The organism is Paenibacillus sp. J22P218 (assembly GCF_056269195.1).
In genome coordinates this window covers 515,019-536,411 of the sequence record NZ_JBWDNL010000001.1, presented here as the reverse complement: position 1 = coordinate 536,411, position 21,393 = coordinate 515,019, and the positions used below count along the sequence as shown (strand labels likewise).

Genomic DNA, 21,393 nt, shown 5'->3' with positions numbered 1-21,393 from the left:
TGCTAATCTTCGTCTATTATTCGCCTTGTTCCTTGGCCGCGCCGGCAGTTGCCGCAACCGGCTTAGGCTTAAGCACGGTACGGATATGAAGCTGCTCAAGCTGCGACAATTCCACCTCGGAAGGCGCATCGCAGAGCAGGTCCGTTGCGCTTGCCGTCTTAGGGAAGGCAATCGTTTCACGCAGGTTCGTGCGTCCGGCAAGCAGCATGATGAGACGGTCGAAGCCGAAGGCAATGCCGCCGTGCGGAGGCGTTCCGTACTCGAATGCGTCAAGCAAGAAGCCGAATTTCTCTTGCGCTTCTTCCATTGTGAAACCAAGCGCTTTGAACATTTGCTCTTGCACTTCGCGTTTGTAGATACGCATCGAGCCGCCGCCTACTTCGTAGCCGTTCAGAACAAGATCATACGCTTGCGCGCGGATTTGTCCCGGATCGGTATCGAAGAAATGGAGGTCATCTTCGTTCGGACGCGTGAACGGGTGATGTTCTGCAACATAACGTTTCGCTTCCTCATCATAGCCAAGCAGCGGGAAGTCAACGACCCATGCGAATTTGAACTGCGACTCGTCGATCAGACCGAGGTCACGGCCGAGCTTCAGGCGCAGGTTGCCAAGCACGTCGGCAACGACTTTTTTCTTGTCGGCGGAGAAGGTAAGCAAGTCTCCTTCTTCGACTTGAAGACGCTCTGTCAATGCCGCGATTTCTTCAGGCTTCAAGAACTTCACGATCGGACCGCGCCACTCGCCGTCCTTCACCGTGATCCAAGCAAGACCTTTGCCGCCGTAGCGTGCCGCGAACGGTTGCAGGTCGTCAAGCTCCTTGCGGCTCCAGCTCGCGCAGCCCTTCGCGTTCAAAGCTTTGACAACGCCGCCGCCAGCAGCAACGCTTGCGAACACTTTCACTTCGCTCGTCGATACGATGTCCGTAATGTCTTGAATTTCCAGGCCGAAACGAAGATCAGGCTTGTCGGAGCCGTATTTGTTCATCGCGTCCGCATAAGTGATGCGTTGGAACGGAAGCGCCAGCTCGACGCCAATCGTCTCGCGAAGCAGCTTAGCAGCAAGCTGTTCCATAAGAGCTAGCAATTGATCCTGCGACAGGAACGACGTCTCGATGTCGACTTGCGTGAATTCCGGTTGACGGTCAGCGCGAAGATCCTCATCGCGGAAGCAACGTGCGATTTGGTAGTAGCGCTCAATGCCGCCGACCATCAGCAATTGCTTGAAAATTTGCGGCGATTGCGGAAGCGCGAAAAACTCGCCTTCATGCACACGGCTTGGTACCAAGTAATCGCGAGCGCCTTCCGGCGTGCTCTTCGTCAAGATTGGCGTTTCAATGTCGATGAAGCCTTCTCCGTCAAGGAAATCGCGGAAAATCTTAGCCGATTTCGAGCGAAGCAGCAATGTTTTTTGCATTTCCGGACGACGCAGGTCCAGGTAACGGTATTTCAGACGAAGCGATTCGTCTACTTCAACGCCATCCTCGATTGGGAATGGAGGTGTTTTCGCTGCGTTCAATACTTCGATTTTCGTTACGCGGATCTCAATCTCGCCTGTTGCCAGGTTTGCGTTGTACGTTTCTGGATCGCGTTCTACGACTTGGCCTTCTACGGCAAGTACGAATTCGTTGCGGGCACGGTCGGCAATAGCGAGCGCGTCACCGGAGAAATCAGGGTTGAATACCGTTTGAACGATACCCGTACGGTCGCGAAGATCGATAAATAATACGCCGCCAAGGTCGCGACGACGTTGTACCCAGCCGTTCAAGATTACCGATTGGCCTACGTCGGCTTTCGTCAAGCTGCCGCAGTTATGCGTTTTTAACATCATAGTCATAATGTTCATGCTCCTCTTCTAATGGGTGATAAATTCATTCCATCGTTCGTCTATTTAACTGTTGCTTGAACCCAATATTTCGTCGGCAAGCTTATCCAGCGCGACTTGGCGCTGCTCGCCATTGGCCATATCCTTCAGCGCAATCTCGCCGCGTGCAAGCTCGTCGTCGCCAAGGATAGCTGTAAACTTCGCTTGCAGACGGTCAGCGGACTTCATCTGCGCCTTCATCTTGCGGCCGAGGTAATCGCGCTCCGCGCGTACGCCGCGCTGCCGCAATTGATAGACAAGCTTCGTTACCTCGCGCTCGGACGCTTCGCCCAACGCTACGAGATATACATCCACCTCATTCAGCGTAGGCAGCTCCGTTGCCTGATGCTCGAGCAGCATGATCGTCCGCTCAAGTCCAAGACCGAGGCCGACGCCCGGTTGATCGGGACCGCCGATCTCTGCGACAAGACCGTTATAACGGCCGCCGCCGCCGATCGTATCGATTGCGCCGATGCCTTCCGACTTGTATTCGAAAGCGGTATGCGTGTAATAATCGAGACCGCGGACGAGCCTGTGATTAATCTCGAACGGGATGCCCATGTCGCTAAGATACATTTTCACTTTGTCAAAATGGTTGCTGCATTCCTCGTCCAAGCTGTCCAGAATCGACGGCGCGTCCGTGAAGTGCTGCTGATCCACTTTGCAGTCAAGCACGCGCAGCGGATTGCGATCCATGCGCGACTGGCAGTCCTTGCAAAGCAGCTCCCGCTTCGGCTCCAGGAAAGCAAGAAGACGCTCACGGAATACCGCTCTAACGGCTGGCGTACCGACCGAGTTGATCTCGACGCGGACGCCTTTCAGACCGACCTCGGTGTAGAACGTGTAGCCAAGCGCAATTACCTCTGCATCAATAGCCGGATCTACCGACCCAAGCGCCTCGATGCCGAATTGATGAAACTGGCGGTAACGCCCCGCTTGCTGGCGCTCGTAGCGGAACATCGGCCCCACATAATAGAGCTTCGTTACGTCCGGCTCGCCATACAGCTTATTCTCCACATAGGAGCGGACAACGCCCGCCGTCCCTTCCGGGCGCAGCGTGACGCTTCTGTTGCCGCGATCGGTGAACGTGTACATCTCTTTCTCCACGATATCCGTCGTCTCGCCGACGCCACGCTGGAACAGCTCCGTCGATTCGAAGATCGGCGTTCTTATTTCGCGAAAATTATACCGGCGGCAAATATCGCGGGCCTTCTGCTCCGCGTACTGCCATTTCTCCACCACGCCCGGCAAAATATCCTGCGTTCCCGGAGATTTTTGAAATGCCATCGTAAAGCCCCCTGCCATTGTTAGTCATTTGACTTCTCATTTGAACACAAAAAAACTCCCGCCCTAACGGCTTGCGCCGAAAGGGACGAGAGTGTATCTCCCGTGGTACCACCCACATTCCGAGCCGCTTCCTAATGGAAGGTGACTCGCTTCAAAACGGTTAACGTCCGTTAGCCGCAGCCAGCTACTTCTACGTAAGGACAAGCTTGATAGCTTGCGCACTACGAGGTTCGCCGTCTGTTCTCCGGGAGGTCTGTTCATTCAATCGTTATAAGGACGCTTGCAGCCAAGTGGCGCCCCTCTCTGGGTATACGAGAAGAATTACTTTTTCCCATCAACAAATCCAATTTAGTTATACTGAGGACTTATTTTACCTGCCGCGACGTGTAAAGTCAAGCGGCTCTTATCTATGCTGCCCATACAAAGAAAAAAACCTACAAACGAGTTGTAGGTCCAAAAGTAAAATATATTTTAAAAAAGGGGGTCGAGGTTTATTATAGGACAGCAGTGTTAAGAAAAAGTTAGAGATTGATTACAGTAATATTACAAATTCGTAAGCGTTTTTACGACGAACCTTTGCCACTGTAATCTATGCCTTGTCTAAACCATCTAGAAGTGAGGCAAATCTCATTATTACTGCTGCCATCCTCATTCAAATCGACCGCCTGCTGCGTTTCTCGCACAAACAGTGAGGCAAACCTTACTTCCCGTGAACCTAGCTTCATGGGTAATGAGATTTACCTCTCATCGAAGTTAAGGGTTGTCGCGCCGCGGATGCTGGGGAAATCCTGCCCACTCCTCGGCCGCCTCCACATCCTCTTCCAGCTCGGCCATCGCTCTCGCTTCCCGTCGATCCGGATGAAGCAGCCTTCTCATCGCGCGCTCTATCCCTTGTTCCTTGCGTGATTGATGCATAAGCGGTATCTTCCTCCAATTCGCATTTTAAAGCCGCCCGCCTTCGGCAAGCCGCCGTATCATGCTTATTGTTGCCCGCTCCTGCGCCATTTAAGCGCCGCTCTCCAAAATAAGCGTCACCGGTCCGGAATTAACTAGCTCCACATCCATCATCGCGCCGAAACGTCCAGTCTCCACCTTAAGCCCGCGTTCACGCAACGCAGCGTTGAACGCATCATACAGCGGCTCCGCTTGCTCCGGCCTAGCTGCTGCCATGAAGTTCGGACGCCGGCCCTTCCGGCAATCCCCATACAGTGTGAACTGCGATACGGACAGCAGCTTTCCGCCGATATCGGTTACGGCAAGATTCATTTTACCCGACTCGTCCTCGAAAATACGCAGTCCTGCCACTTTATCAGCCATCCATTTCACTTCGTCAATCGTATCCTCGTGCGTAATGCCTACCAGCAGCACGAGACCAAAGTCGATTGCTCCTACGGTCTCGCCATCAATAACGACCTTCGCTTCCTTGCTTCGTTGTACGACGACTCTCACTTCACTAATCCCCCAATATGTAAAACGCCAGCACACAAGCTTGTATGCTGACGCTCCTTCGTTTATTGCATCGTCCGTTGAACGGAATAGATGTCCTGCACTCGCTTAATGCGCTCGACCACGGATGACAGATGATCGATGTTGCGGATGAGCACCGTTATATGGATGAGCGACATTTTATTTTTGACCGAACGGCCTGTCACGGCGGATATATTCGTCTTGCTCTCGGATACCGCCTGCAGCACCTCGTTCAGCAGACCTCGGCGGTCATGACCGGTGATCTCGATGTCAACGCTGTAATTCGCGTCTGTCGATTCTTCCCACTCGACCTCGATCACGCGCTCCGCTTCTTCGCCGTCCATGCCGAACGGGATGTTCTGGCAGTCCATGCGGTGAACGGATACGCCTCGCCCGCGCGTTATATAGCCGACAATCGCGTCTCCCGGCACAGGATTGCAGCAGCGCGCGTAACGAACGAGCAGGTTATCGATACCTTTGACGGTAACGCCGTGATTCGGGCGAGGTTTCTTCGCACCCGGAGACTTAAGCTCCTTCGGCTCGCTTGTCAGCTCGATCAGATTCGCTTCTTCGGCTTCCTTGCGCATCTTCTCCGTCAGCTTCGTGCAGATCTGCGCTGCCGTTATGCCGCCAAAGCCGATGGCCGACATCATATCCTCAATATCGTTGAATGCGAACTTGCCGGCAGCATCCTGCAGCTTATCTTCGCTCAGCCACGCCGACGGCTCAAGACCAAGACGCTTAAGCTCGCGCTCCAGCAGATCGCGCCCCTTCGCCACGTTCTCCTCGCGCTTCTCCTTCTTGAACCATTGCCTGATCTTGCTTCTTGCATGGGAAGACTGAGCGATCTTTACCCAATCCTGGCTCGGTCCGTACGAATGCTTCGAGGTCAGAATTTCGACAATATCGCCAGTCTTAAGCTTATGATCGAGCGGTACGATTCTTCCGTTTACTTTCGCGCCAATCGTACGGTTTCCGACTTCCGTATGAATGCGGTAGGCGAAGTCGAGCGGAACGGAGCCCGCAGGCAGCTCGATGACTTCCCCGCTCGGCGTAAAGACGAATAATAAATCGGCGAAAAAGTCCATTTTGAGCGATTCCATAAATTCGGATGCGTCACGCGCTTCGTGTTGAAGCTCCAAAATTTCGCGGAACCACGTCATCTTATCCTCGAAGCTTCCGCCTGGTACAATCGAGCCTTCCTTGTAAGCCCAATGCGCCGCGATACCGTATTCGCTCGTCCGATGCATTTCCCATGTACGAATCTGTACTTCGGTCGGCTCTCCGTTAGGACCGATGACCGTCGTATGAAGCGATTGGTACATATTGGCCTTCGGCATAGCGATATAGTCCTTGAAGCGGCCCGGCATCGGCTTCCAAAGCGTATGAATGATGCCCAGCGTCGCATAACAGTCCTTGATATTGTCGACGATGATCCGAATAGCCATCAAATCGTAAATTTCGTTGAACTGTTTATTGCGGCTGGTCATTTTTTTGTAAATGCTGTACAGATGCTTCGGTCTGCCCGAAATATCGCCTTCAATACCCATTTCATCGAGCTTCTCGGTAATTCTTGAGATGACGTCCTCAATAAATTGCTCGCGTTCAGCCCGTTTCTTCTTCATCAAATTGGCGATGCGATAATATTGCTGCGGATTCAAATAACGAAGAGCGATGTCTTCCATTTCCCATTTGATCGCCGAAATACCAAGCCGGTGCGCGATTGGGCAGAAGATCTCGAGCGTCTCGTAAGCGATCCGCCGCTGCGCCTCCTCGGACTGGAATTTAAGCGTCCGCATATTATGAAGACGATCCGCCAATTTAATCAAGATGACGCGAATGTCCTGCGCCATGGCGACGAACATTTTACGATAATTTTCGTTCTGCTGCTCTTCTTTCGACTGGAAACGGATTTTCTCCAGCTTCGTAAGGCCGTCGACAAGCATCGCACAGGTTTCGCCAAATTTCGCGCGCACGGTCTGCAAATCAACGGTTGTATCTTCTACAACGTCATGAAGCAGCGCTGCGATAATCGACAGCACGTCCATCTGCATATCCACAAGGATATCTGCAACCGTAACCGGATGAAGGATATAGGGCTCTCCCGATTTTCGAACTTGTCCGTGATGGGCTTGTTCCGCGAAATCATAGGCTTCCTGAATGCGTATGAGGTCTTGCTCTTTCATATAGGCGGATGCCTTCTCAAGTAATTGCTCAATGCCCATGAAACTTCCCTTTCCAAGCGTAAACGGCTGAAGCTGAATATCAGCGGAAGCTCGTTTCGCGATGAAATTTATGCTGTGATGGCGATGCCTAAGGTCCAATCACCAATAAATTTAAAGCGTAAACGGCTGAAGCTGAATATCAGCGGAAGCTCGTTTCGCGATGAAATTTATGCTGTGAATATAATGTCGGTAATTCTATCGAAAGCGCAGATGACGACTGCCCATGCATTTTCCGAGTTTTCTAATATTATGCCTGTAACTACAGCATTGCGTCAACTGTTCAACCGTAAACAGCTGCCACTGCTAATTTTCTCTAATATTGGCAAAAACCGCCCTTCCCGCGTCCATAAGGCAGCGAGAGTGGCGGTTGATCCGCTGCGGGCAGCGGGTTGGTCGTTAGTTATAGGTCATCAGCGAGAATACATCAATGCTTTCAAGCTTCTCGCGTCCCGTTAAGTATGCAAGCTCGATCAAGAATGCAGCTCCCACAACTTCTCCGCCAAGCTGACGAATAAGGTTGATTGAAGTCGCAATTGTTCCGCCCGTCGCAAGCAGATCGTCAGCAATCAGAACACGCTGTCCCGGCTGAATCGAATCTTTATGCATAGCAAGTTGATCATTGCCGTACTCGAGGTCGTAGCTTGCCGTAATCGTCTCGCCCGGCAGCTTGCCGCTCTTGCGAATAGGGGCGAAGCCTACGCCTAGCGCAAGCGCAAGCGGAGCTCCTACCACGAAGCCGCGCGCTTCAGGACCTGCAACGATGTCGATCTTCATATCGGCAACGGCTTTGCGCATTTCTTCAATCGCTGCGCGATAAGCGCCGCCATCCTTAAGCAAAGTCGTAATATCCTTGAAGCGAATGCCTGGCTGCGGGAAATCATGGATGACCCTTATATAATCTTTAAAGTTGTATTCTATATTCGACACGAACCGTCAACCCTTTCTATTCCTTGTATCACTGTTCTATCCTAACATAATCTACGCTTTCTGCAACATGGCAATTTCTCGCGCATCCGTATAACGTTTTGAAGTGGATAAGTCCCGCTTGCTTGGAGACAATGCCGCGTTCATCAAGCCGTCTCGCCGTTCAATGAAAGCTAGCTCCTCGAAGACGTCGAGCATGAGCTCTATCGTCTCCAGGGGCATTTTATGCTGGCTTGCAAGCTTAGCGATCAAGCCGTCAAGCGGAACGCTGCCGAGCTTCTTAAGCTGTTGGTATATGATAATAAACTGCTCCCGTTCAGGGAACTGCTGCCTTTTCTCTCCGGCTTGGTAATGAAGATCCTGGAGTTGAAGCTGAGGCTTGCGTCTGCCGTTCCATTCATTGATCGATAGTTCCCCAATGATATCGATCGAACAGCCCGGATCCAACCCTTCCGATATCGGCCCCATGCTGAAGCCAATGGCATCAAGCAGCTTTCTGCCGCTTCCAAGGAGCAGCTTTAGATGCTTCGACTCTTTGCCTATCGTTCGTTTCTCTGCAAGCTCAACCGACTGGAACAACAGCCGCGGAGAAAGGTTGCCCATCCCGAACGGTTCAAGCTGAGCAAGCTGCGTGACTGTTTCTAACGATGCGTCATCCAGCTTGCATACAATATCGACTGCCGTCTTCGGTATCCAGTCCTCTTCGGTTAGCCATGCCTGTGCAAGCTCGCACAACTTCTGTTCGAAGGCTTCCAAATGATCACGATGCAGGCTCATGCCGGCGGCGGCCTGATGTCCGCCGTAATGATCGAGCCATTGCTCGCATTCCGTCAAAGCGGCGTGCAGATCATAACCTTCTATCGATCTGGCCGACCCTTTGCACATACCTGTCTGTTCATCGATACCGAGTATGATTACCGGTTTATAATTCCGTTCAAGCAGCTTCGAAGCTACGATGCCGATTACGCCGACATTCCAGCCTTCCCCTGCAAGCACAATGACCGATGGCGAAGGCTTGCCTGAATCTTCTGCCGCTGCACACTTCGCAAGCCACTGAAGCTCGGCGTCCTTTACCATTGATTCTACAATACGCTGGCGTTCCTTGTTTAAGCTGTCGAGACCCGATGCAGCTAATATAGCCGTATCGTAATCGGTCGTCGTTAATAGCTCAACGGCCCGCTTCGCATGATCGAGGCGTCCTGCCGCATTGATACGCGGCGCGATACCGAAGGCAACAGACGTTGATGTCATGACATCAAGCTCGATGCCGCAAGCCTCAGACAACGCTCGGAAGCCGACACCCGCATCGGAGCGTATCCGCTCCAAGCCATATTTGACGAAGATGCGATTCTCGTCGACTAGCGGCATTAAGTCCGCAATCGTGCCTAGGCTGACAATATCGGTCCATTCCAGCGGCGGGCGCTCCAATAGCGCCGTAGCAAGCTTGAACGCCACGCCGACGCCTGCAAGCCCTTTGAACGGATAACCGCAGCCCTGCTGCTTCGGATTAACGACCGCATACGCGTTCGGAATACGCTCGGGCGCCTCGTGATGATCGGTTACTACTACTTCTATACCGAGCTCCTTCGCGTATTCGACCTCTTCATAAGCGCTTATGCCGGTGTCGACCGTAACGATCAGCTTAACGCCTTCCTCGGCCGCCAGTGCGATTGCGGCGCGGTTCATACCGTACCCTTCCAATGCGCGATGCGGAATATAATAATCAAAATGATAGCCTAAATGACGAAATAAATAGATAAGCAACGATGTGCTTGAGACGCCGTCGGCATCGTAATCGCCGTATATGCGAATTTTGTCCCCGGCAGCTCCGGCAGCTCGTATGCGCTCCACCGCCTTGTCCATGCCTAGAAGCAAATACGGATCGTGAAGATGTTCTTCCCCTCCGTTGATAAAGCGCGTTGCCGCCTCAGGGCTGTTATGACCTCGCTGGACAAGCAGTCTCGCAACAAGAGACGGTACGCGAAGCGCCTCAGCTATAAGGCCCGCTTGGCGTTCGTCCTGCTCGCTCCATGGCGCGAGCTCCCATCTTGTCTTCCTATGGATCATTTAAAAGCTTCCCCCTTCCGCTGTCTGCTCACAGCCATTATTGCAGCAGCGTTGGCACCTGCTCCTGATTCGGATCATGATTCGATTTGTACGGATAACCTGGATCGTATGGCTCTACATATATAGATACATCAGTCAGATGCAAAAATCGTTTCATCAGCAGTTGCTTTACACGCTTAGCTATTTCCTGTCCTTCAAGTACGGTAATACGCGGATTGACGCTAATGACTACGTCAGCAACAACGTAATGTCCATGTTCCCTAGCGCGCAACGATTCAACCGTTACAACACCTTCCACCCGTTGAATGAGCTGCATAAGCTCATCCGGATCTTCTTCATGAGCCTCTTGCTTGGCGTCCTTCCGAGCGATTGCCTGTACCAATTGGAAGCCGTTGTACACGACAATAACGGCTATGACGAGCGCCGCTGCCGGGTCAAAATAATAAAGAGCAGAAATGTCCAGCGCCTTACCGGCCATTGCCGCACCAGCGCCGATAAAGGCCGCTAGCGAGCAATATAGACCGGAATGCCTCTCCTTCTGTGCTGAGAACAACTCTTTGAAAAGCCAGCCTGCAGCAATCGCCACAAGGGCGCTCCAGTGAGGCGCATCAACAACGCCCTCTACTAATTCGCGGATGGCGGATATACCAATCTCCAAACCGATAATGAGCAGCAGAACTGACATTAAAATCCGTGCTCCCGTACTCGAGCCGGACACTTGCTTATTCGTCGTTATCGTCTTCTTATTTTCCTTACGCAGACGATTGTCGCGCAGGCCTGACAGCGCGGCAAAAGCTCCCGCAGCCTCGGCGGCCGAACGGAATGCGTCAGCAAGCAACGCTTTGCTGCCCGACAGCCAGCCGACTACGCCTTTTATAATTGTAAGCAGCATGTGTCCCCATAAGCCGGACCATCCTTCGGCCTCTGCTTGTGCATATCGCTGTGCGGTTGACATGGCTCGTGCACCCTCCTAAAAGTTTTGCGAAGCAAAACTTACTTCGTAAGCATAAACTTATTCCTTCTACAGCCTCGTAAGCGAGGCGAGCGGCTAGGCTCGCTTGCGCAAACCTAACCGCTGCTTTGGATCATTATTATGGCGTTGTTGAAACTTTGACCGCTTTTTTCGTCTTCGGATCGCCTTTGAACATCAGCCACAACGGGCTAGCGATACAGATCGAAGAATACGCGCCGCTTGTCAGACCGATAATTTTCGCCAGGGCGAACAGTTTGATCGATTCGCTGCCGAAGATGAACAAGCTGAGAGCGACGACCAATACGGCAAGTACCGTATAAATGTTCCGAGCCATCGTCTGCCAAATGCTCGCGTTAACCATGTCCGCAAGCTGCTCGCGGGTCTTGAACTGACCGAAGCGAAGGTTTTCCCTAATCCGGTCAAAAATAACGATTTTGTCGTTGATCGAGTAACCGATTGTCGTTAACACCGCCGCGATAAACGGCAGATCGACTTCCAGACGGAAGATCGAGAATAGCGCGATAACGACGAATGCGTCATACAGGATCGCGATATTCGCCGCAAGCGCGAAGCGCCACTCGAAACGAATCATCACATAAATCATAATCGCGACGCTGGCGATCAGTATCGCCCAGATCGTCTTGATGCCTAGCTCTTGTGCCATATCGGGCGATACGACGTTGACCTCCGCCGATACATGCTCGCCGTATTTCTCCGTGAACAGCTTCTTGATTTCCGTAATCTTGTCTTGCGAAAGAACCTCGTCGAACCTTGCGGATACACGCTCGTTGCCCGCTCCGCCGACTGTCGGCGTAATGCCTTTAATACCCGCCTGCTCGATTACCGCTTTCGCTTCCGCTTGCGTCGTGCTCTTGCCAACGGATATATCCATATTCGTACCCGCTTTGAAATCAACCCCGAAGTTCAGATTGAAGATAAGCAGCGATAAAATACCCAATACAGTCAGCGCGATCGAGAATATAAAAAACTTATTCCGATTCTTAATAAAATCGAACCGAATCTTCGTATTATAGTTCACGAATCTCAGCCTCCTTCACGCCATAGTAGCTTGGTTTCGTAAACATATTGCTCTTAATTAACAGCATAATTAGGAAACGCGACAAGAAAATATTCGTAAGCATACTTACAAGAATACTGAAGATCATCGTAAGCGCGAAGCCGCGAATCGCTCCGTTGCCGATGTAATACAAGACGGCGCTCGCGATAATATTCGTAATGTTCGCGTCCATAATCGTACGGAACGAGTTTTTCGAACCGGCTTTAAGCGACGACAGCAAGCTCTTGCCGCTTCGAATCTCTTCTTTGATCCGCTCGTACATGATGATATTCGCATCGACGGCCATCCCTATCCCGAGAACGAAGGCCGCTATACCAGGCAAGGTTAACGTCGCATTCATCAAGTTAAACACGGCAACTAACAGCCATGTATACGTTATTACCGTAATACCAGCAACGACGCCCGGAATCCGGAACAAAATAACGAGGAACACGAGGATAATGGCCGTACCGATAATGCCTGCTGTAACTGTATCCTGAAGCGACTCTTGTCCAAGCTTCGCCCCAACGGATTGCGTATATTTTTCATTAAGCTGGAGCGGCAATGCGCCCAGATTGATTTTGTCGCGCAGGTCTTTCGCTTCATCTGTTGTGTAATTGCCTGTAATCGTTGCAGATCCGCCAGGAATCGCACTGTTAACGCTTGGTCTCGACAGCTCTTCCTCGTCAAGCCAAATCGCCAAGTATTGTCCGATCAATTCTCTTGTAATCGTTTCGAACTTGTCCGCATCCTTCAGCTTGATCGTAACGTACGGCTGATTCATCTCATCATAGCCGATGCCTGCTCCGTCAGGAACGAAGTCGCGGCCATCCAGCTTAATGGAACCGTCTGGACCACGGAAGGTAAGGTTAATCGGTTTTGCAAGTACTTCTTTAACTTCTTCCTCCGTTGTAACTCCCGCGATCTTAACGCGGATACGGTTCGTGCCTTCAGTCGTAATCTCCGGCTCGGCGATACCGAGCGCGTCAGCACGTTCTTCCAGGCTTCTGGCCGTCTCTTTCAGCGATTCAGGTGTAACCGCTTCCCCGCCTTCAAGCGGAACCGCCTCGTACAGAACCTCGAAGCCGCCTTTCAAATCAAGGCCTAATCGAACATTTTTCACGAGCGACGGGCTTGTCCAAGCGATTACGCCAAACATAATCACCACGATCGCAAGGAAGGCAAATATTCTCTTCCCAAACATACGTCTGAATCCTCCTTATGATCTCAATATTCCTATTATACAGACGCTGCAAAAACGAGTCAAAAAGAAAAGAACTCCTTTCGTTAGAATGGAGTTCCTTTGAACGCGCTGAGCGTCATATAATTCATGAACTGCGTCACCTTAAGCGATAAGATGTCATTGACGAGTTGATGCAATTCAGGCTGCCCTTTCTTGACATACTTTGCATTTACGCACTCCCATACTTCCTTGCCCGTAACATGCTCGTAGCCGATCAGTCTGAATTCTTCTGCCTTGCTGTTGCACAACTCCTCGATCATTACGCTGAGCTCTTCGCTTTCGATAGCCATGACGCACCTCCCCTAATCTGTTCCTCTGTAAGCGGACTGACATGTATTATTCGATACCCATTGTACATATTCCTGCCCTGCATTTGCGATTTCACAAAAATGACTGACATTGAACCGGACATGCTTCGCATAAAGATGATACTACCAGCCTGTCTAATCATTGATCCGAAAATAAGCGGGCCATCCCTATACGGAAGAGAAGAGGCAATGATCTATGACGAAGCAAACGTTTATCAAAGGAGCGATGATTCTGCTGGCGGCAGGCATCATCAATCGCTTGCTCGGATTTGTGCCGCGAATCGCATTGCCTCGCATTATCGGGGCCGAAGGCGTTGGCTTATACCAGCTAAGCTACCCGTTCTTAACGGTCATGCTCACCATCATAACAGGCGGCATTCCGCTGGCCGTTGCGAAGTGGATCGCCGAAGCTGAGAGCCAAGGTGACTCCGCCCGCGTGAAGCAAATATTCAAGGCTGCAATGGGACTAGTTACAACTTTAGGTATCGTCATGACAGCCCTTCTATTGCTGTTCGCCCCTTGGATTACGACCCATGTGCTTCCTGACGAGCGTGTGTACCGCACATTCGTCGCGATGACGCCGATGCTGCTCATCATTGCCGTTTCATCGGTCTATCGCGGCTATTTTCAAGGCAAACAAAATATGCTTCCAAGCGCGATCTCGCAAATTACGGAAACCGTTATCCGTATAATCGCCTCCCTCACTTTCGCGTATCTGCTGCTGCCGCGAGGATTGGAGTGGGCTTCGGCTGGAGCTATGCTTGGCGCCGTAGTAGGGGAAATCGGCGGTTTCACCGTGCTGCTATGGAGATACATGCGTGACAAAAGGGAAAACGGTCTTGCTGAAAAATCGACTGCGAATACGAAGGCAACACCAGCGCTTCGGCGGCTGCTTAACCTTTCGATTCCCGTAACAGGCAGCCGCCTCGTCGGCTCATTGTCATACTTGCTGGAATCGATCTTCACCGCAAGGAGCTTGGCGGCAGCAGGCATTGCAACGGGTATTGCAACCGCTCAGTATGGCGCTCTGCAAGGGATGATTATCCCGCTGCTGCTTCTGCCAACCGCGCTCACCTATTCGCTCTCCGTCTCGCTTGTCCCGTCTCTGTCGGAGGCTGCAGCCAAGGGGGATCGCGCTTTAATTCATAAGCGGCTTCACCAATCGATGCGGCTGTCGCTCGTTTTCGGAGCGCCTTTCGTCGTCGTCATGTTATTATTTGCCGAACCGATCTGCCGCATTCTATATAACAATGCAGACATTGCCCCTATGCTGCAGCTTATCGCACCGATTGGGCTGTTCATTTATTTGCAAGGACCGCTTCAGGCTGCCCTGCAAGCGCTCGATAAGCCAGGTACCGCGCTAGTCAACACCTTCTTTGGGGCAGCCGTCAAGCTCGTATTGATCGTGCAGCTAGCGTCCGATCCGAAGTTCGGCATTTACGGCGCGCTTATCGCGATCAACGTCAATATCGTGCTCGTTACGCTGCTGCATGCGATTAGCGTGCTTCGATTTATCGGCTTTCGAATGAAGCTTCTTGACTTCGTCAAAGTGATTGGAGCGATGTTCATCATGGGAGCCGCCGCGCGTTTTACGATGAATCAAGAGCCGCTTTCGGCGGAATGGATCAATCTGATTATTGCTTGCGCAGCCAGCGCGATCGTCTACCTGCTGCTCATGGTCTGGATGAAATTCATCGACCGTTACGACATGATTCGAATCCCCTTATTGCGAAGATGGTTTAAGTAATGACAAAAAGACAGCGTTTAGAGTCGCCTCTACGCTGTCTTTTGCTCTTAGTTCGGACGTCGCTTATGCGTGTCGACGAATAGTTTGCCGCGATGATCGATCGTGCAGAAGAATACGTCCTTAAAGTCGGTTACGCCTTCTTCCTGCAGCACATTTTTGAGCCAAAATCTCGTTTTTTCCATTTTGCTTAAATTTTCATCCTGCACTTTGCCGTCCATAATAAGCGGTATCGGCAATATTTCGAACCGATAATGAGGAGGAATGATGTTTTTCCTCCATTCCGGCTTAACCTTCTGTTGATCCGGTTCCGCGTTACCGATAGAAGACGTACTACTCTCGGTTGATTCCTCATCTTTGTCGTCGTTCAATTCATCTCCCGCAGCCGTGTTCTCCCTAGGAATGACAGACAGCTTGCCGCTCGTCTCCAAGATCGCAAATTCAACGTCGGCTACGGAGCTGATTTTATTTTCACGCAATTGAAGCATAAGGTCATCCAAGTTATAGCGCTGCTTGCGCATAATATCCTTGTTAATCTTACCCTTGTCGATAATGACATTCGGTTTGCCGTCGAGCAGCAGCCTAAGCTTGCGATTTTTCATCGAAACGATAGCGCTCCCCACTTGAATAAGCATGAGCACGACCATCGGCAGTATACCGTCCCACATCGGCCGTCCCACATCCTCGATGACAATGACCGCAATCTCGGCAATCATAACCGAAATAACGAGATCAAGCACCGATAACTTGCCTATCTCGCGTTTTCCCATGAACCTCATGATGAGAAATACGACGAAATAAATAATAACCGTCCGGACTAACAGGCTCCAAAACTCCACTGGAATCCGCCTCCTCGACATGTTATGCCAACTGTGTTCAGTTGTTGTTGTCCGTAAAGCTATTCTAGCCTCAGCCTCCAGACATCATACGAGCGGCGACAGACGAATAATTGGCAACAGCATATGCCCCCTCCAACTTGAATAAAACATGACAAGCCGTAATATTCCATCAAGCTTGACCATAAGGATTAATAATACGTACGAAAAGGCGGGATGAAACGAATGATGAACTCGATCAAGCAAGGTCCTAAAGCGATGGTCATCTCTTCACCGATAGCGGCGGGAATCGTTTTTTCGATATTGTGGCTGGCGGCTGGCGCATTGCTCTTGTCGATTCTGCTGCACTTCACCAGCATGAAGGAAGCGAATCTGCCATCGGGAGCGCTCATTGTCCATACTGTATCAGCTTTGACGGGCGGCTTCGCAACAGGGAAACGAACGGAGAAGCGCGGTTGGTACTACGGAGCTTTATTAGGACTAATATACGGTCTAATCGTATTAATAATCAGTTTCTTGGCATCTGATGCATCGATTACGCTCCGCAGTGCGCTTATTGTTGGCGCGGCAGCGCTTGCAGGCGCTTTTGGCGGGATGATTGGCGTTAATATGAGAAAATAAGCGCATACTACTCATAGTGAACCAGCCCTTCGTGTATCCAATTAAAAAAAGGAGCTGTCCGACAGGTGCTAACGCAACCTAGCAGGACAACTCCTTTACATGTATAAGCTTATTTCTCCAAGTCAACCGCTGCTGTAGGAGCCGCGCTCACGATTGTATTAACCGCGCTGCGCTCGAACGTCATCTTCGTCGTATCGTTTACGCGAATAATAACCGTATCGTCAGTCAACTCTACTACCGTTCCGTGCAAACCGCCAATCGTAGTGATTTTGTCACCCTTCTTGATTTGGTTAAGCATGGACGTGCGTTGTTTCTGCTTCTTCTGCTGCGGACGAATTAGAAGAAAATAAAATACCGCAAACATTAGAAGAAACGGCCAAATCATTCCTAAGATATTAGTACCGCCACCTGCATCTGCTGCTAGCCACATCGTAATCCCCCCTTTCAAAACCCTTTCTCATTATCGAACAGGCCGTACCGCGTAAAGAATTCATCCCGGAAATCAAGCAGCCGGTCATCCATTATCGCTTGGCGAACGTCCCTCATGAGTTGCAATAAGAAGTGCAAATTGTGATACGTTGTCAGCCTCATGCCAAACGTCTCGTCTGCTTTAAGCAAGTGTCGTATGTAAGCCCGCGAATAGTTCGTACATGTATAGCAAGAGCAATTCGGGTCAAGCGGACCGAAGTCCTCTGCGTACTTCGCATTGCGTACGACGAGTCTTCCCGTGCTTGTCATCGTTGTCCCATTGCGGGCAATCCGGGTCGGCAGAACGCAGTCGAACATATCGATACCGCGGATGGACCCTTCAATCAAAGCATCAGGCGAACCGACGCCCATCAAGTAACGAGGTTTGTCGGCAGGCAGAATGGGAACGGTATGGTCCAGAACATCATACATAAGATGCTTAGGCTCGCCTACACTTAGTCCACCAATAGCATACCCCGGGAAATCCATGGAAGTCAAATCCTTAGCGCTCTGAATGCGCAAATCATTGAACATCCCGCCTTGAACGATTGCGAACAACGCTTGATCATGCGGCCTTGCATGAGACTTCAAGCAGCGCTCTGCCCAACGTGTCGTCCGCTCAAGAGACTGCTTTACATAGTCGTACTCAGCCGGAAACGGCGCGCACTCATCGAATGCCATCATAATATCCGGACCGAGCGCATTCTGAATTTCCATTGCCACCTCCGGCGACAAGAACAGCTTGTCTCCATTCAAGTGGGAACGGAAATGAACGCCCTCTTCTGTGATCTTTCTCATTTCGCTTAGACTGAATACTTGGAAGCCCCCGCTATCCGTCAGGATCGGACGATCCCAGTTCATGAACTTATGCAGCCCGCCCGCACGCTTAACGAGATCATGGCCGGGCCGCAGAAATAAATGATAGGTGTTGCTAAGAATGATTTGGGCATCCATTGCCTTAAGCTCTTCAGGACTCATCGTCTTCACGGTCGCTTGCGTGCCTACAGGCATGAAAGTCGGTGTCTCGATCACGCCATGCGGTGTATGAACGCGTCCTAGACGCGCTCCCGATTGCTTGCATTGTTTAATAAATTCGTATTTGACTGCCACTGCTCTCGCACCCTATTTCTATAGTTAATAAATAAACATCGCATCGCCGAAGCTGAAGAACCGATATCGTTCCTCAATCGCAGCATGGTAAGCAGCCATAATATGATCGCGTCCCGCCAAAGCGCTGACGAGCATGACGAGCGTTGATTTCGGCAAATGGAAGTTCGTTAACAACGCATTCACCAGCTTAAATTCATAGCCCGGAAAAATAAATATCGAAGTCCAGCCGCTGCATGCCTCTATCGGCTTATCCCCAAAACGCTGTGCTACCGTTTCTAGCGTTCTTGAGGAGGTTGTCCCAACTGCGATAATACGAGCACCTTCTGCCTTAGCTTCGCGGATCAGCTTCGCGTTCGTTTCATCCAGCTCATAATATTCGGCGTGCATCTCATGGTCCTCTACCTTCTCCGCCGACATCGGACGGAAGGTGCCAAGACCAACATGCAGCGTTACGTAAGCAAGCTTAACGCCTTTGCTCTGAAGCCGCTCCAGAAACGCTTTCGTAAAGTGAAGTCCTGCGGTAGGCGCAGCCGCCGAACCTTCATGCTTCGAATATACCGTTTGGTAACGTTCCTTCTCCTCCAGCCGCTCCTTAATATAAGGAGGCAGAGGCATCTCTCCTAGTCGATCCAGCAACTCGGGGAATATACCTTCATATTCGAACCGCACGACTCTCGCACCCATATCGCCTTCTTCTTCAATATACGCCCGCAGCAACGGATTGCCGTTGCCGTCGTCGCCGAAAGAAAGAGGAGTGCCGATCTTCAACCGTTTCGCGGGCTTCGCAAGCGTCTCCCAACGATCTCCTTCGAGCTGCTTCAAGAGAAGCAGCTCAACCTTGGCGCCCGTGTCGCTCTTCATGCCCATAAGTCTTGCCGGCATCACTCTCGTATCATTCAATACGAGAACATCTCCCTCCTGGACGTATTGCTCCAGGTCGGTGAAGATGCGGTGCTCGATATCACCTGTCCGTTTGTTGAGCGCAAGCAGCCTTGAAGCGGTACGCTCCAGCAGAGGCGTCTGCGCGATAAGTTCCTCTGGCAATTCAAAGTCAAACCAATCTACGTTCATAACGTTGCAATCATTCCTTAGCGATAGTTACATCTTTATAGTAGTATTTCAAAATATATTGGTAGTCATACCCTTGCTGTGCAAGACTAAGCGCTCCGAACTGGGACATTCCAACACCATGTCCGTAGCCGGTTCCGACAAATCGGAACGAAGGCTCCTTCGTCGCTGCTCTGAGATTGCCTTTGCCGTCTAGAATGAACAGATTCGCATCCGTAAGCTCTGTCGTCTTGCCGCCGGCGCCAATGCTATATACGGGACTGCTGTCATTAGGTTTCATTCTTTGCTGAGAGCTCCCGCCGATCATAGCAACCTTGGCAGTCTCATCGATTTGAAACTTCGTGCTAGGCAATGAGCCCTGTACGCCTAGCGTGGATCTGAACGCATCGGGATTCGCTACGTCCAGCTTCGTTCCATTAGCCATTATTTCCGTCGCTCGGCCGGATGGCCCGCGCCCACTAACCTCAAGCGTCCGAATCGGACCTGCTATCTTCGTCTTCACTTTCGCATTAATAACCGTGAGCAGCTCTTCCGGCTTATAAGGCCCTCTAACCCAATTCATTGAATTGGATTCGATCGTCTTCTCCAGCACCGTCACTTTCGTTCCGGAATTAACGGTCGCGATCAACGCGATCGTGTCTTGAATAACGGGATGCTGCCGCACTTTCGTACTGTCTGTGTTTACTTGCATGATCTTACTTCCGGCAGCCGTCGTCGAGCCCGTATCGTTAAGCAGATCCTCTCGGATATAACCGATCAAGCCGCTTGAAAGCACAACCCTGTACCAGCTCTTCAAGCCTGTCTCAGAAGAATTATCCGGACTCTTGATCGCTTGCAAGTATGAAATTGAATTATTCCATGCTTCTGTCGCATCCGCCGTCATGCCGCCGGCATTCGATGAATACAACGCTTCGATCAGCTTGCCGTTATACATTAACACTTCGCCCCGCGTCGCCTCGACAGCATCGATCGTTGATTGCCGCTCTGAACCAACGCCATTATAGGCTTGGCTTAGAACCGTATCGACGACATTGGCGATTTGGAAACCAAACCCTTTGGAGAGGATATAGTTACGCGACGCAACGGCCTGTGACTTAAGTGCTTCCGCCGGCCAAGTGGCATACATTTCGCTGCCAACTACCGAATACAAGTATTGCTCGAAAGGAAGCTCGTTAACGACAGCCATTGCCCCGTTAAGCGAGCTGAGCTCGAATTGTCCTCGGTAGGTACGACCGCTTCTCTCCGTCAATTTAATCGGGTCGGCTGCAAGCGATTCGATCCATACCTTCATGGCTGCTTGCGGGAAGCTGTAAAGCTCAAGGCTGCTCTCCGCCTTGCCGGTAACGGCATGATCGTTCTTCAGCAGCAAATATGGCGCTGCCGCGTCGGCTTGCTTGAGCGATGCTGCACCAGCTACACCCGCTGCAGCTGCCTTCACGATCTGCAGTTCCGCTGCGTCGGCAGCCGAGCCAACCATTACCGAATAGACAGCAGCTCCTGCAGCCGATGCGCGTACAGCAACATACGCATCCAAGCCGGCAGCCGCGTAGCTGTTCATAGTTGTTACGGCTGCTGCCTTATTCGCGAGTGCCGGTGTCTCCAACCGAAGCGTACCTTGTACCGAAGACTTATATCCAGCTATCAGCTTAGCAAGCTCTGCATCTGTCGCCCAACGCGTCATAGCTGTCTTCGCATCGGCTAGCGTCGCATAGGTACCTTCGGTGACCTGATAGACGATCGTTCCTTTCTTCGCCGCCGAAGTTAGATAGCCCGCTCCCTTCGCTGCAACAATACGCTTGTAAGCGGCTTGCGCGGATGCGAAGTTGGATGATTCGAACACCTTCACCTTGAAGCTGTCCAATGCAAGCCTTGTTTGCGAGCCTGCTGCTGTCTGGAACCATTTCTGAACGCCGCTTGGCGTTCTTAAGCCGATCGAGAGCCCGCCAGCTGCCGAGAATGTGGCGGCAGCAGTAGTGTCAGTATATTTCCCAGGCAATTGTAAGAACATAGCGACTCGGATCGTATCGAGCTTGGGTACTGCTGCCTGCGCGGGAATCGCAGCGCATAACGATATAAGCAGCAAGGCGGACAGCGCTGAAAGCGCGAGCCGCTTCATATTAACGGACATGATCTT

The 21,393-nt window shown here is 51.3% G+C and carries 18 protein-coding genes; 2 read left to right on the top strand and 16 right to left on the bottom strand.

Annotated features, from left to right (window positions below; translation table 11 throughout):
* Nucleotides 1–16: 16 nt before the first annotated feature.
* The 11 genes from aspS to AC0YN0_RS02355 form a co-directional block, all read right to left on the bottom strand.
* A complete protein-coding gene (aspS, locus tag AC0YN0_RS02405) occupies nt 17–1,828 on the bottom strand; it encodes an aspartate--tRNA ligase (protein ID WP_475820878.1) in 1,812 nt (603 codons plus the stop codon).
* A 60-nt stretch (nt 1,829–1,888) separates the two neighbouring features.
* Nucleotides 1,889–3,148 carry a histidine--tRNA ligase gene (hisS, locus tag AC0YN0_RS02400; RefSeq protein ID WP_475819829.1) on the bottom strand — a complete coding sequence of 420 codons (1,260 nt, stop codon included), beginning with the start codon at nt 3,146–3,148 and terminating at the stop codon, nt 1,889–1,891.
* A 753-nt stretch (nt 3,149–3,901) separates the two neighbouring features.
* Nucleotides 3,902–4,063: a hypothetical protein gene (locus AC0YN0_RS02395; protein ID WP_337099501.1), complete on the bottom strand. Its 162-nt coding sequence runs from the start codon at nt 4,061–4,063 to the stop codon at nt 3,902–3,904.
* Nucleotides 4,064–4,153: 90 nt separating this feature from the next.
* Nucleotides 4,154–4,597 (bottom strand): D-aminoacyl-tRNA deacylase, encoded by a 444-nt coding sequence (gene dtd, locus AC0YN0_RS02390; protein WP_475819828.1) that lies wholly within the window; start codon nt 4,595–4,597, stop codon nt 4,154–4,156.
* 62 nt (nt 4,598–4,659) lie between these two features.
* The gene (locus AC0YN0_RS02385) at nt 4,660–6,840 is read right to left on the bottom strand and encodes a RelA/SpoT family protein (protein ID WP_337099503.1); all 2,181 of its coding nucleotides are present in this window, start codon (nt 6,838–6,840) and stop codon (nt 4,660–4,662) included.
* Nucleotides 6,841–7,236: 396 nt separating this feature from the next.
* The gene (locus tag AC0YN0_RS02380; RefSeq protein ID WP_475819827.1) at nt 7,237–7,767 is read right to left on the bottom strand and encodes an adenine phosphoribosyltransferase; all 531 of its coding nucleotides are present in this window, start codon (nt 7,765–7,767) and stop codon (nt 7,237–7,239) included.
* A gap of 51 nt (nt 7,768–7,818) precedes the next feature.
* A complete protein-coding gene (gene recJ / locus AC0YN0_RS02375; protein ID WP_475819826.1) occupies nt 7,819–9,831 on the bottom strand; it encodes a single-stranded-DNA-specific exonuclease RecJ in 2,013 nt (670 codons plus the stop codon).
* A 37-nt stretch (nt 9,832–9,868) separates the two neighbouring features.
* Nucleotides 9,869–10,786 carry a cation diffusion facilitator family transporter gene (locus AC0YN0_RS02370; RefSeq protein ID WP_442048940.1) on the bottom strand — a complete coding sequence of 306 codons (918 nt, stop codon included), beginning with the start codon at nt 10,784–10,786 and terminating at the stop codon, nt 9,869–9,871.
* A gap of 136 nt (nt 10,787–10,922) precedes the next feature.
* The gene (gene secF, locus AC0YN0_RS02365; protein ID WP_475819825.1) at nt 10,923–11,843 is read right to left on the bottom strand and encodes a protein translocase subunit SecF; all 921 of its coding nucleotides are present in this window, start codon (nt 11,841–11,843) and stop codon (nt 10,923–10,925) included.
* Nucleotides 11,833–13,065 carry a protein translocase subunit SecD gene (secD, locus tag AC0YN0_RS02360; protein WP_475819824.1) on the bottom strand — a complete coding sequence of 411 codons (1,233 nt, stop codon included), beginning with the start codon at nt 13,063–13,065 and terminating at the stop codon, nt 11,833–11,835. The genes secF and secD overlap by 11 nt, the downstream gene beginning before the upstream one ends.
* Before the next feature lie 83 nt (nt 13,066–13,148).
* Complete coding sequence (locus AC0YN0_RS02355; RefSeq protein WP_442048937.1) at nt 13,149–13,394, bottom strand: post-transcriptional regulator; 246 nt, start codon at nt 13,392–13,394, stop codon at nt 13,149–13,151.
* 214 nt (nt 13,395–13,608) lie between these two features.
* On the opposite strand from AC0YN0_RS02355, the gene spoVB reads away from it, so the two are divergent.
* Nucleotides 13,609–15,159 (top strand): stage V sporulation protein B, encoded by a 1,551-nt coding sequence (gene spoVB / locus AC0YN0_RS02350; RefSeq protein WP_475819823.1) that lies wholly within the window; start codon nt 13,609–13,611, stop codon nt 15,157–15,159.
* A gap of 47 nt (nt 15,160–15,206) precedes the next feature.
* On the opposite strand, the gene AC0YN0_RS02345 is transcribed toward spoVB, so the two are convergent.
* Nucleotides 15,207–15,995 (bottom strand): YetF domain-containing protein, encoded by a 789-nt coding sequence (locus AC0YN0_RS02345; protein WP_475819822.1) that lies wholly within the window; start codon nt 15,993–15,995, stop codon nt 15,207–15,209.
* Nucleotides 15,996–16,217: 222 nt separating this feature from the next.
* On the opposite strand from AC0YN0_RS02345, the gene AC0YN0_RS02340 reads away from it, so the two are divergent.
* Nucleotides 16,218–16,613 (top strand): TIGR04086 family membrane protein, encoded by a 396-nt coding sequence (locus AC0YN0_RS02340; RefSeq protein ID WP_475819821.1) that lies wholly within the window; start codon nt 16,218–16,220, stop codon nt 16,611–16,613.
* Nucleotides 16,614–16,722: 109 nt separating this feature from the next.
* Here AC0YN0_RS02340 and yajC read toward each other — a convergent pair whose 3' ends face one another.
* Genes yajC through AC0YN0_RS02320 form a run of 4 tightly spaced genes read right to left on the bottom strand, consistent with a single transcriptional unit; the run spans nt 16,723 to nt 21,387 of the window.
* Nucleotides 16,723–17,043 carry a preprotein translocase subunit YajC gene (gene yajC, locus AC0YN0_RS02335; RefSeq protein ID WP_475819820.1) on the bottom strand — a complete coding sequence of 107 codons (321 nt, stop codon included), beginning with the start codon at nt 17,041–17,043 and terminating at the stop codon, nt 16,723–16,725.
* A gap of 14 nt (nt 17,044–17,057) precedes the next feature.
* Nucleotides 17,058–18,191: a tRNA guanosine(34) transglycosylase Tgt gene (gene tgt / locus AC0YN0_RS02330; RefSeq protein WP_475819819.1), complete on the bottom strand. Its 1,134-nt coding sequence runs from the start codon at nt 18,189–18,191 to the stop codon at nt 17,058–17,060.
* Between the two features lie 24 nt (nt 18,192–18,215).
* Nucleotides 18,216–19,262, bottom strand: a complete 1,047-nt coding sequence (queA, locus tag AC0YN0_RS02325; protein WP_475819818.1) for a tRNA preQ1(34) S-adenosylmethionine ribosyltransferase-isomerase QueA — start codon at nt 19,260–19,262, stop codon at nt 18,216–18,218.
* Between the two features lie 10 nt (nt 19,263–19,272).
* Nucleotides 19,273–21,387 (bottom strand): SpoIID/LytB domain-containing protein, encoded by a 2,115-nt coding sequence (locus AC0YN0_RS02320; protein ID WP_475819817.1) that lies wholly within the window; start codon nt 21,385–21,387, stop codon nt 19,273–19,275.
* Between the last annotated feature and the right edge of the window lie 6 nt (nt 21,388–21,393).